This window comes from Allorhizobium sp. Av2 (assembly GCF_021462805.2).
In the GTDB taxonomy this organism is placed as follows: domain Bacteria; phylum Pseudomonadota; class Alphaproteobacteria; order Rhizobiales; family Rhizobiaceae; genus Allorhizobium; species Allorhizobium vitis_G.
Genome location: NZ_CP192696.1, coordinates 2,693,106 through 2,706,079 on the forward strand (window position 1 = coordinate 2,693,106; position 12,974 = coordinate 2,706,079).

Annotated in this window: 8 protein-coding genes and 1 tRNA gene; all 9 read left to right on the top strand. The window is 59.1% G+C overall.

Translation table 11 applies throughout. The annotated features are described in order from the left end of the window. The first annotated feature begins 201 nt into the window (after window positions 1–201). The 9 genes from cpdR1 (at window position 202) to FS819_RS12870 (ending at window position 12,767) form a co-directional block, all read left to right on the top strand. Complete coding sequence (gene cpdR1 / locus FS819_RS12830) at window positions 202–567, top strand: response regulator CpdR1 (protein ID WP_015917105.1); 366 nt, start codon at window positions 202–204, stop codon at window positions 565–567. 264 nt (window positions 568–831) lie between these two features. Then, window positions 832–906 (top strand) — tRNA-Val (locus tag FS819_RS12835). Between the two features lie 179 nt (window positions 907–1,085). Next, on the top strand, window positions 1,086–2,228 hold the full coding sequence (locus FS819_RS12840; RefSeq protein WP_156550994.1) for a mechanosensitive ion channel family protein: 1,143 nt from the start codon (window positions 1,086–1,088) through the stop codon (window positions 2,226–2,228). A gap of 271 nt (window positions 2,229–2,499) precedes the next feature. Then, window positions 2,500–3,927 (top strand): mannose-1-phosphate guanylyltransferase/mannose-6-phosphate isomerase, encoded by a 1,428-nt coding sequence (locus FS819_RS12845; protein WP_156550995.1) that lies wholly within the window; start codon window positions 2,500–2,502, stop codon window positions 3,925–3,927. Between the two features lie 273 nt (window positions 3,928–4,200). Further along, window positions 4,201–7,545 (top strand): transglutaminase family protein, encoded by a 3,345-nt coding sequence (locus tag FS819_RS12850; protein WP_156550996.1) that lies wholly within the window; start codon window positions 4,201–4,203, stop codon window positions 7,543–7,545. Window positions 7,546–7,687: 142 nt separating this feature from the next. Continuing rightward, window positions 7,688–10,078, top strand: a complete 2,391-nt coding sequence (locus tag FS819_RS12855; protein WP_156551020.1) for a circularly permuted type 2 ATP-grasp protein — start codon at window positions 7,688–7,690, stop codon at window positions 10,076–10,078. Window positions 10,079–10,092: 14 nt separating this feature from the next. Beyond that, complete coding sequence (locus FS819_RS12860) at window positions 10,093–10,971, top strand: transglutaminase family protein (protein ID WP_070166821.1); 879 nt, start codon at window positions 10,093–10,095, stop codon at window positions 10,969–10,971. A 210-nt stretch (window positions 10,972–11,181) separates the two neighbouring features. Then, a complete protein-coding gene (locus FS819_RS12865; protein ID WP_174109508.1) occupies window positions 11,182–12,462 on the top strand; it encodes a pilus assembly protein in 1,281 nt (426 codons plus the stop codon). Window positions 12,463–12,554: 92 nt separating this feature from the next. Continuing rightward, a complete protein-coding gene (locus FS819_RS12870) occupies window positions 12,555–12,767 on the top strand; it encodes a hypothetical protein (RefSeq protein WP_156550997.1) in 213 nt (70 codons plus the stop codon). The last annotated feature ends 207 nt before the right edge of the window (window positions 12,768–12,974 follow it).

The following is a 12,974-nucleotide window of genomic DNA, read 5'->3' on the forward strand; positions in this document are numbered from 1 at the left end:
GGCATGATAAGAGAATCATGCAGCACTTATGCAGCAGTTATAATGTGCTACAGCGACCTGTCTGCGCCGCCAAAGACGCGGACAGGTCGCTGTAGTGGCGAAAAATCACACCCGGCTTTCCCGTCTTCACCTGCTGTTTACACGGGCTGGAATATCTGGGAAAGCTTAACACCATGATCCCAGTTGAGTAACGGTCCAGCAATGACTCAGAAAATACTTCTTGCCGAAGATGACAACGACATGCGCCGCTTCCTGGTGAAAGCCCTGGAAAAGGCCGGATACAAAGTATCCTCCTATGACAATGGCGCCAGCGCCTATGACAGGCTTCGGGAAGAACCCTTCTCGCTGCTCCTGACCGACATCGTCATGCCGGAAATGGACGGCATCGAGCTGGCTCGCCGCGCCACCGAACTCGACCCGGACCTGAAGGTGATGTTCATCACCGGCTTTGCCGCCGTGGCGCTGAACGCCGATTCCAAGGCTCCCAAGGATGCCAAGGTCCTGTCCAAGCCCTTCCACCTGCGCGACCTGGTAGACGAGGTCAACAAGCTGCTGACCGCCGCTTGAGACCGCCTGGTTCCAAGACCTAAGCCACCCAGATTGGACTCCTCCAATCGGCAGCGATTTGCGACCATCATGCGTCGCATCGCAAGCGGCTCGGCAAATGATGCATGCGCCAAGCCCTGGCGCATGGAAGATCACGACAGTGAAGCGCTTACGCATAAACCCGGAAAAGCCAGCAGATACAGCCGCTTGCCGAATTCTTGGCCCAAACCGCGCAATAGCTATTGACGGAACCGGCGGTTTCATGGTTTACCCCCGCCATCGGATGGGCGTGTAGCTCAGCGGGAGAGCACTACGTTGACATCGTAGGGGTCACAGGTTCAATCCCTGTCACGCCCACCATCCGATTTTCCTCCCTTTTATAGCGTTGACAAGCCTGGTTCATATCAAGACCCTAGGCCGGTTCATCGTCGCCTACTGCCTCGCTCGCCATCGCCGCGCTGGTCTGTAAGAGCCGTTCCCGGGCATTTTTTTGCCCTTTCCCTATTTTCTATACCGCATTGCACCCTAGATGGGTTTGGATGCAGACTATTTTTGAAACATTGCAACATGCCATCGCATGGATGCCGGATTGGGCTGTTTCGCTTTGTGTCCTGCTTCTTGCTTTTCTGGCGGGCATGTTAATTCAGCGCTTCGGCTTCCGCATCCTGACACGGCTGACGGAAAACCGGGATCTTTTCTGGCGCTCACTGGTGCAGCGCACTCGACGACCCTTGCGGCTCGCCATCCTGACCTGGACGCTCTCCATCGGTGTCACGCTTGCACCTTTGAGCGATGCGGCAGCCAGCATCGTGCGCCATGCTCTGCTGCTGTGCTTCGTCATTGTTGTCGGATGGATGACCCGCACCGCCCTGCATATCTGGGTCACCGTCTATCTTCGCCGCTTCAAGCTTGATGCCGAAGACAATCTGCTGGCCCGCAAGCACGTCACCCAATCCCGCATCATGGAAAGGGTGGCCGCCACCGGCATCGTCGCCCTTACGGCGGCAGCTGTCTTGATGTCTTTTCCGGCGGTGCGCCAATATGGGGTCAGCCTGCTGGCTTCGGCGGGTGTTGCGGGTATCGTTCTCGGTCTCGCCTTGCAGCCGATGCTGAAAAATCTGTTTGCCGGGCTGCAATTGGCCATCACCCAGCCAATCCGCATCGATGACGCGCTGATTGTCGAGGGGGAGTTCGGCCATGTCGAGGAAATAACCGCCACCTATGTGGTGGTGAAGCTCTGGGATTGGCGAAGACTGGTCCTGCCGCTCAATTATTTCATTGAAAAGCCTTTCCAGAACTGGACCCGCGAAGGCGCGGCATTGATCGGCACGGTCATGCTCTACATGGACTATTCCGTTCCGGTCTCCACCCTGCGCCGAAAAACCGAGGATATCGTCAGGTCAGCGCCGTTGTGGGATGGAAATGTCTTCAACCTCGCCGTCACCGACCTGAAGGATCAGGTGATGGAAATCCGCATTCTGGTGTCGGCCGCCAGCGCCGGAAAGGCTTTCGACCTGCGCTGCTATGTGCGCGAAAAGCTGATGGACTTCATCCAGAAGGACTATCCCGATGCCTTGCCGCGCCTGCGCATTCACCAGGAAAAGCCAGAGACGTTGAAGGATGGGTCGTTTCCACCAATGCAGCCCGGTGCAACCGCTCGGCCTCAGAAAATCGACGCCTGACATACGGCGACCGGTAGCCAACAGGCACAACCCTTGTCCGCAATAATGGGCCATTCAGCTCCATTTTTCACTCCCGGCCTGATCGAGATCGCAATCCCTGTCCAATTTAAGGAATTCTGCAATCGCCGCCATTGAAGCGCTTGGATGTTTTGCAGAAAAATGCAACAACCCCTTCACGCCAGACCCGCTATGAGGCCGGAGCGCTTTCATGCCTTTCGCCACCAGATCCTTCCGGATCGCGGCCGCGCGCTTTCTGCAGAAAGGACCGAGAATGACCGATAAAATCGTCCCCGTCATCATGGCAGGCGGCAAAGGCACACGGTTGTGGCCACTGTCACGCGCCACCGCCGCCAAGCAGTTCCTGAAAGTGGTGGGCGAGGAAACGCTTTTTCAGTCCACATTGCAGCGCGTCAGCGATACCAGTGTCTATGAAGCTCCATTGGTCGTGACCAATGAGGAGTTTCGTTTTTTGGTGGCGGAACAGGCGCGCGAACAGGGCGTGGCGCTTTCGGGCATCCTGCTGGAGCCGGTGGCACGCAACACGGCAGCCGCCATTGCCGTCGCCGCCCGCGTCGTTGCGGACCGGTTCGGGCCTGATGCGGCCCTGCTCGTGCTGGCGTCCGACCACGCCATCACCGTCGATGCCGTCTATCTGGCCTCGATCACCGCTGCGGCCACCGCCGCAAGACGCGGCAAGCTTGTCACTTTCGGCATTACTCCGACAGAACCGGCCACCGGCTATGGCTATATCGAACTGGGTGCCGATCTCGGCAATGGCGCCCATGCCGTCAGCCGTTTCGTGGAAAAACCGGATGCGCAAAAGGCGCAAGCCCTGATCGATGCCGGAAATTACTACTGGAACTCCGGCATGTTCCTGTTTTGCGCGACAAACATTATCGACGAGCTGGAACGCTACGCGCCAGAGGTGATGGCCGCCGCGACAGAGGCCGTTGCCAAGGCCACCAAGGATATCGATTTCATCCGGCTCAATACCGAGGCCTTTACCGCAGCACCTTCGATTTCCCTCGATTATGCGGTGATGGAAAAAACCGCCAATGCCGCCATCGTTCCCTCCGCCATCCAATGGTCGGATCTCGGCAGCTGGGACGCTGTGTGGAAGATCGGCGAGGCCGATGCCGATGGCAATGTCGTCAAGGGCAATGCCACGGTGCATAACACCCGCAATTCACTGGTTATCTCGCGCAACAGCCACATGGCCGTACAGGGCATGGACGGCGTCGCGGTGATTGCCAGCGAAGACGCGGTCTTTGTCGGCAGGCTCGACCAGGCCCAGGAGGTCGGCAATCTGGTCAAGCTTCTGGCTGGTAACAAGAAGACGGCGAACCTCACCGAGACCCACCCGACCTCGCTTCGGCCCTGGGGCGGCTACACGTCGATCCTCAACGGCGACCGGTTCCAGGTGAAACGGCTGTTCGTCCATCCCGAAAAGAAATTGTCGTTGCAAAAGCACTTCCATCGGTCCGAACACTGGATCTGCGTGCGCGGCACCGCCGAAGTGACGATCAACGACAAGGTGACGATGCTTTACGAAAACCAGTCGATCTATATTCCGCAAGGGGCGGTGCATCGGCTCGGCAATCCCGGCAAGATCATGCTGGAAATGATCGAAATCCAGACCGGCTCCTATCTGGGTGAAGACGACATCGTCCGGCTGGTCGATGAATTTGGGCGGACCTGAGGGATTTTAATGAGGTTGGACACGCTAGGCGGCTCGCCCTACCGTCGAACATTCCTCTGCTGAAGACAAATCCTCGGGACAAGCCCGAGGATGAGGCTATGGAGTCATCCCTGAGCACAGATGCCAACAACCGTGGCTCGGGCGACGGTTTGCAGCCTCTCAAAACACTGCCTACCAAATTCCCAAGAAGCTGACTTGCTTTATTTCTGTGCATTGCACAAGATCAGGCACAATCAGAATGGCATTAGGTCCGGATCACGGACGAGGGGTTTCATGGCGATCAAGGCAAGCATTTATCATCTCACCCATTATAAATATGACACGCCGATCCGCCTGGGGCCGCAGATCATTCGCCTGAAACCGGCGGCCCATTCCAGAACCAAGGTTCTGAGCCACTCCCTCAAGGTCACCCCCGAAAACCACTTCGTCAATCTCCAGCAGGACCCTTACGGCAATTATCTGGCCCGTTTCGTGTTTCCCGATCCGGTTACCGAGTTTAAGATCGAGGTCGATCTCACCGCCGATATGAGCATCTACAATCCCTTCGATTTCTTCACGGAGGAAGAGGCCGTCACCTGGCCCTTCGAATACCCGGAGGATATCAGCGAGGATCTGGCGATCTACAAAAAGCCGGAGCCGGACAGCCCCGCCCTCGACGCCTATCTCAAGACCCTGGACATAACGCCGGGCCAAGGCACGGTCGATATGATCGTCGGGCTCAATGCCCGCCTGCAAAGCGAAATCGGCTATGTGATCCGCCTGGAGCCGGGCGTACAGACACCGGATGAAACGCTGACCTCGGCGCGCGGCTCCTGCCGCGATACCAGCTGGCTGCTGGTGCAGATCCTGCGACATCTGGGCTTTGCCGCCCGCTTCGTCTCCGGCTATCTGATCCAGCTGAAACCCGATCTGGAAGCGCTGGATGGACCTTCCGGCACCAAGGTGGATTTCACCGACCTGCATGCCTGGGCGGAAGCCTATATTCCCGGCGCCGGTTGGATTGGCCTTGACCCGACCTCCGGCCTGATGACCGGCGAAAGCCATATTCCGCTGGCCGCCACGCCGCATTACAAAAACGCCGCGCCGATTTCCGGCGGCTATTTCGGGCAAGCCAAGACCGATTTCGATTTCGACATGAAGGTGACACGGGTTGCCGAGCATCCGCGCATCACCAAGCCATTTTCCGATGAAAGCTGGGAAGCGCTGAACGCGCTTGGCCTGAAGGTCGATGGTGATCTGAAGGCCCATGACGTGCGCCTGACCATGGGCGGCGAGCCGACCTTTGTATCGATCGACGATTTCCAGTCGGCGGAATGGAATACCGATGCGGTTGGCCCGACCAAGCGGGCGCTGGCCGATCAGTTGATCCGCAAGCTGCGTACCCGCTTTGCCCCCGGCGGCTTCCTGCATTACGGGCAGGGCAAATGGTATCCGGGCGAAAGCCTGCCACGCTGGACCTTCTCGCTCTACTGGCGCAAGGACGGCAAGCCGATCTGGCATAATCCGGAGCTGATTGCCACGGAGACAGCCGATACCAATGTGAGCCATGAGCAGGCCCAGGCGCTGATGGCCGGCATTGCCACCGAGCTGGAGATCGAGCCGGACATGATCCTGCCGGCCTATGAAGATCCCGCAGCCTGGATCATCAAGGAAGGCAGCCTGCCGGAAAATGTCGATCCGTCCAATTCCAAGCTGGAAAGCCCGGAAGAGCGCGCCCGCATCGCCAAGGTGTTCGAGCGCGGTTTGACGATCCCGACCGGCTATATCCTGCCGGTCCAGGCCTGGAACGCCAAGGCCAGCGGTCGGCGCTGGATCAGCGAGAAATGGCGCACCCGGCGCGGCAAGATCTTCCTCATTCCAGGCGACAGTCCCGTTGGCTTTCGTATGCCCCTCGGCACCCTGCCCTACGTGCCGCCCTCGCAATATCCCTATATCCACACGGCTGACCCGTCCATCCCACGCACACCGCTGCCGGATTTCGGCCCGGATGCCCGCGAAGGCCGGGCGCTGTCGGAAGCCTCGCGCAAGACCAGCGACAGCCAGCAGGACCGCAACGAACAGAATATTGCCGGATCGGCTGGGGATATCACCGGCGCGGTGCGCACGGCCATGAGCGTCGAGCCGCGCGATGGCCGGCTGTGCGTCTTCATGCCACCGGTGGAGCGGATCGAGGACTATCTGGAACTGGTGGCTGCCGCCGAGACCGCAGCGCGCAATCTTGGCCTGGCGATCCATATCGAAGGCTATGCGCCACCGCAGGACGAGCGCATCAATGTCATTCGCGTCGCGCCCGATCCAGGCGTCATCGAGGTGAATATCCACCCCGCCGATAGCTGGCAGGATTGCGTGGCCACCACCGATATCATCTATGAAGAGGCCCGCCAGACGCGGCTTGGCGCCGACAAGTTCATGATCGACGGCCGCCATACCGGCACCGGCGGTGGCAACCACGTGGTGGTTGGCGGCGCCAATCCCGGCGACAGCCCGTTCCTGCGTCGCCCGGATCTGCTGAAAAGCCTGGTCCTGCATTGGCAGCGCCATCCGGCTTTGTCCTATATGTTCTCGGGCATGTTCATTGGCCCGACCAGCCAGGCGCCGCGCTTTGACGAGGCCCGCCATGATACGCTCTATGAGCTGGAAATCGCGCTGGCCCAGATACCCATGCCGGGCAATGGAACTCTGCCGCCCCTGCCCTGGCTGGTTGACCGGCTGTTTCGCAACCTGCTGACCGATGTCACCGGCAACACCCATCGCTCGGAAATCTGCATCGACAAGCTGTTTTCGCCGGATGGGCCAACAGGCAGACTGGGTCTGGTTGAGTTCCGTGGCTTTGAAATGCCGCCGAATGCCCGCATGTCGCTGGCCCAGCAATTGCTGGTGCGGGCGCTGATTGCGCGGTTCTGGAAGAACCCGATTGGTGGAAATTTCGTGCGCTGGGGTACGGCGCTGCACGACCGCTTCATGCTGCCGCATTATCTCTGGCAGGATTTTCTCGAAGTGTTGTCCGACCTGCGCGAACACGGTTTCGATTTCAAGCCGGAATGGTTTGCCGCTCAGCTGGAATTCCGCTTCCCCTTCGTCGGACAGGTGGAATACCAAGACAGCAAGCTGGAGCTGCGCCAGGCACTGGAGCCCTGGCATGTGATGGGCGAGGAAGGTGCCATCGGCGGTACGGTGCGCTATGTCGATAGTTCCGTCGAGCGTTTGCAGGTCAAGCTGGAGACCGCCAATCCCGACCGTTACACCATTGCCTGCAATGGCCGCCGCCTGCCGCTGAAGAGCAGCGGCACCAATGGCGTCGCCGTCGCCGGGGTCCGCTACAAGGCCTGGCAACCGGCATCAGGCCTGCATCCGGTGCTGCCTGTAAACACACCGCTAACATTCGACGTTTATGATATATGGACAGGGCGGTCGATCGGTGGTTGTGTGTATCATGTCGCGCATCCCGGTGGTCGCAGTTATGATACTTTCCCTGTGAATGGCAATGAAGCGGAGGCTAGGCGGCTTGCGCGGTTCGAACCCTGGGGTCATACAGCCGGTTCTTATCCGCTGTGGCCGGAAACCGTCTCGCCGGAATTTCCGCACACATTGGATTTGCGGCGACCACACGGGATCTAAGCATGTCGCATAAAAGTGTACAGCGGTTTTATGAAGACGACATGCGCCAACAAGAAGCTATGTCGCGTAAAAGTGTGAAACGGTTTTACGAAGACGACATGCTTCGGCAGGAATAGAGATGACCAAGCGTACGGCCATTGAGATGGACAGGCTGGAGAAGGACCCCGGAGCGGCATTTGCCGATGGCTACCGGGCCTTGCCCGGTGCTGCCGACGAAATGCTGGACCGGGATGGCAAGATCCGTCCGGTCTGGCAGAATTTCGTCGCCGCCATCAACGGCATGGATGAAGAGCAATTGCACGAGCGCTTTGCCCGTGCCGACCGCTATCTGCGCGATGCCGGGGTCTTCTACCGCGCCTATGGGTCTGCCGGTCCCACCGAACGGGCCTGGCCGTTTTCCCATATTCCGGTGTTGATCGCCGATGCCGAATGGCAGGTTCTGGCGCGCGGGCTGGTGCAGCGGGCCGAATTGCTGGAACAGGTTGTCGCCGATATCTACAGTGATAACCGGCTGGTGCAGGAAGGCTTCATTCCGCCCGCACTGATTGCCGCCAATGGTGAATTTCTGCGGCCGCTGGTCGGGGTAAAGCCTGCGGGTGGCCATTACCTGCATTTCTGTTCCTTCGAGATCGGCCGTGGGCCAGATGGTGCCTGGTGGGTGCTGGCCGACCGCACGCAGGCCCCCTCCGGCGCCGGATTTGCGCTGGAAAACCGGGTAGCCACGGCGCGAGCCTTTTCCGATATCTATGCCGAAACCCATGTCCACCGGCTTGCCTCGTTCTTCGGGGCATTTCGTGATGCGCTTCAAGGCCATAAGCAAAGCCCTGATGACCGGATCGCCGTGCTGTCCCCCGGCCCGGCCAATGAAACCTATTTCGAACATGCCTATATTGCCCGCTATCTCGGCATCATGCTGCTGGAGGGCGAGGATCTGACTGTGGTCAACGGCAAGGTGATGGTGCGCACCGTGGCCGGGCTGAAACCGATCGGGGTGCTGTGGCGCCGTCTGGATGCGGCCTTTGCCGATCCGCTGGAACTGAACCAGCTCAGCCATATCGGCACGCCGGGCGTGGTCCAGGCACTGCGCAATCAGGCAGTTACCTTCGTCAACGCGCTTGGTTCCGGCATTCTCGAAACCCGGGCCTTGATGGCTTTTCTGCCGACCATCTGTCGCCATATGTTGGGCGAGGACCTGTTGCTGCCTTCGATTGCCACCTGGTGGTGCGGGCAAAAACAGGAACGCGACCATGTGGCCCGCAATATCGAGAAAATGGTGATCGGCCCGGCCTATTCGCGCCAGCCGTTTTTCGATGACAACAGGCAATCGGTCCTGGGCGCAACCCTGCGGGAAACCGCCCAGCACTCGATTGCCAGCTGGCTGGAAACCGACGGCGCCAAGCTGGTCGGCCAGGAAGCCGTGACGCTGTCGACCACTCCCGCCATGGTCGATGGCAGGCTACAGCCGAGACCGATGAGCCTGCGGGTATTTGCGGCCCGCACCAGGGACGGCTGGCAGATCATGCCGGGCGGGTTCGGGCGGATCGGCAGCGGCAGCGATGTGGCGGCGATGGCCATGCAGGCTGGCGGGTCCGCTGCCGATGTGTGGATCGTTTCCGAAAAGCCGGTCGAGCGGATCACGCTGCTGCCAGCCGAAGAACAATTTACCCGCAACATGCCGGGCAGCCTGCCCAGCCGCGCCGCCGACAATCTGTTCTGGCTTGGCCGCTATATCGAACGGGCCGAAGGTGCGCTCAGAATTCTGCGCGCCTGGAATGCCCGCTTTGCCGAAACAGCTGATCCGAAACAGCCGCTTCTGGCCTTTGTCAGCGAATATTTGGAAGCGCTGGACATCGATACCGACCAGGGCGTGCCGGAAAGCCTGCTCGGCAATATCAACAGCGCCGTCTATTCAGCCAGCAATATCCGCGACCGATTCTCGCCGGATGGATGGCTGGCGCTGAATGATCTCGCCAAGACCGCACGCCGCTTCCACGAAAAGATCAAACCCGGCGACGACGCCTCGCATGCCATGACCATCCTGCTGCGCAAGCTGGCGGGTTTTGCCGGTCTGGTGCATGAAAACATGTATCGCTTCACCGGCTGGCGTTTCCTCGCCATCGGCCGCTATCTGGAACGCGGCATGCATATGACCCGGTTGCTTGGCCATATGGCGGGGCAGGACGCACCAGACGGCGCGCTCGACATGCTGCTGGAGATCGGTGACAACGTCATGACCCATCGGCGGCGCTATAATGTCAACACCGCCCACCTGACCGTGACCGATCTTCTGGCGCTCGACCCACTCAACCCGCGCTCCATCCTGTTCCAGCTCAACGAGATCCACAACGAAGTGGAACAATTGCCCAATGCCAAGGTCAACGGCCAGATGTCGCGCTTCCTGCGTGAAACCGTGCGGCTGCATTCGAGCGTGGCGGTGATGACGCCGGAAATGATGACGCCTGAGATCTACAATCATCTGGAAAAAGAACTGGAATTGCTGTCTGATCTTCTGGCGCAAACCTATCTCGGATGAGCAGAGACCTATCGATGCTATACGATCTGACACTGCACATGGGCTATGATTACGACGTGGCGGCGGCTGGCGGACGCCACATCCTGCGCATCATGCCGATCTCGCTGCCGGAGCGGCAAAGGCTGATTGCCGGTTCGATTTCCATCGAGCCGCAGCCGGATGAGCGTACCGGCTTTGCCGATTTTTTCGCGCATCCCACTACGACTTTCGCCTATCGCTCTTCCCATGACAAACTGGATATTCGCCTTCAGGCCCGTATCCAGGTGGATAGCCAGCCATTCACCGCGGATTTTTCGCCACTGCCCGAACGGCTTGCCGTCGAGCTTTTCGAATATTGGTCGCTGGAGCCAGCCTCCCCGCATCATTTCACCGGATCGAGCCCACGGCTGCCTGAAAACCCCGATATTGCCGCCTACGCCCGCTCCGTCGTGAAGCCCGGCATGACGGTGCGCCAGATTGCCGAACAGCTTTGCGCCCGCATCCACAAGGATTTCAAATACGACCCCAAGGCCACCACTGTCGATACCACCCCGAAACAGGCCTTCGCGCTGAAAAAGGGGGTCTGTCAGGATTTTTCCCATATCATGATCGTGGCATTGCGCAGCCTCGGCATTCCCTCGGGCTATGTCAGCGGCTTCCTGCGCACCATTCCGCCACCGGGCAAGGAACGGCTGGCCGGCGCCGACGCCATGCATGCCTGGGTCAGGGTCTGGTGCGGCAAGACCGTCGGCTGGGTCGAGCTTGACCCGACCAATAATATCGCCGCCGGCACCGACCATGTCGTCGTCGCCTATGGCCGAGACTATTCCGATGTCGCCCCTGTCATCGGCATGCTGAAAGGCTATGGCAGCCACACGACCGTCCAGGCGGTGGACCTCATTCCGATTGGCTGACGAGGCGAGTATAACCGCCGTTTCGACCGCACTATTTCAGGAATAGGTTGCATTTGAGCAACCCCATTAAGCCAGTTGCAAGCAGTGTGTCCTATCAATCCATCAGCAGCGATGCGGATCGTCAAGCCACGGTCCTGTTGCAGGAAACACGACCGGTGCTTTCGTTTCGTTGAAGAGATGACAAGTGCCGGATCAACGTCACGGATGGACATGATGGTCATTTCGGCGCTTAGCCCTCGTTTGCGTGCCTGTCGTTTGCTCGCCTCGAAAGCACGGCGATCCGCCGCTTTGGCAATTCCCCTGCTGCGCCATACCGGCGGCAATTTCGGCATGATGACGGCGGTTCTCCTGCCGGTTTCCATCGGCGTGGCAGGTCTCGCGATGGATGCGACGGAGACGGTGCAATCGAGAAGCGCCCTGCAAAACTCGGTGGATGCAGCAGCCCTTGCTGCCGCCTCGGCAATGAGCAACGGCATGAGCGAGGCTGACGCCATTGCCCTTGCCAAGAGCTTCCTTTCCTCGCAGCTGGCCAATACCATGGCCAGAGACGAGAACACCAGTTCGGTGGACCAGATCACACAGCCGGAACCGGATATTTCCGTCAAGACCACCCAGGTCAACAGCTCATCGACCTCCTATGACGTAGAACTGACAGGTAGCTATACCATCACCATGAATGCGCTTTCGAGGGTTCTGGGATGGGAGACCGTGACGCTGAAAGCCTATGGCAAGGCTCAGGCCGCGACCACGGCCTCCGAGAGCCCGCTTTCGATGTATCTGGTGCTCGACCGATCAGGTTCGATGAACGACGAAACGACGACGACCTACACGGGGACCTGCACCACAACCACCACGTCTGGCTCTGGCCGCAACAAGAAAACCACGACGACGAGCTATAGCTGCACGAAAAAATACACGAAGATCGAGTCGCTGAAGCTGGCCGTCGCGGATCTGGCCTCACAGCTCAGCAAGGCCGATCCAAACAGTGAATATGTGCGCACCGGCGCCGATTCCTACAATGCCAGTGCCGATACTGCCCAGGCGATGAGTTGGGGAACCGCCAATGTGGTCACCTATGTCAATGCGTTGAGCGCTACCGGCGGCACCGATGCCAGGGGCGCACTGAGTGCGGCCTATAGCGCGCTGCAAACATCCAACAAGACAGAGATTAACGCTCATAATGTCTCGAGTGTCAGCAAGATTGGCCGTTACATCGTCTTCATGACGGACGGGGAAATGACCGGCAATAGCAGCAGCTGGAACTCCAGCATAGACACCGCCGTGCGCAGCCAATGCACAACCATCAAGGCCGATGGCATCCAGATCTATACGGTTGCCTTCATGGCGCCGACCAATGGCAAGTCGCTGCTCAGTGCCTGCGCCAGCGACGCCTCGCACTATTATGAGGCGACCGATGCGGCAAGCCTTGTCGCCGCCTTCGGGGAAATCGGCAAAAAAGCGACCTCCACCTCGACCCGCCTGATGAATTGATTTTGGCAGGTCAAAACCAAGCCAGGCCAAGATGTCTGGAACTTTCCGCCTCTGGCCAGCCTTTAGCCTCCTTGAAACGCAAGGAGAGAACCATGGAAGATACACCGTCGCTGAAACTGGCAAAGCGCTATCTGGAACTGGGCGGCACCCGGAAATTGAAGATGGATGACAACATTACCGATACCCGCAAATGGGAAGGCGAACCGGCGGAAGCCGCCAAATTCTGGGCGGAACATATCGAGGTGCTGGAAGCGGGCGAGCGCAAACAGGTCGAGGACTTTCTGCCGTCCATGGCCGACAAGTAGCAGGGAAAATAGCTTGCGGGCTGGCCGCATCCTTGCGGCCCATCCCAATATCTCGCGATAATTGCAGGCCCTCTAAGCTTTGGTGGTGGCGCAGAGGGCGAACTATCGGCACAAAGTGCGGACGCACCAATAATCCCAAGAATAATCCGGGGCTTAACTGAGCCATAAAAACACGAAGCGACGACTGCTCTTCAAAAAATACGTTGT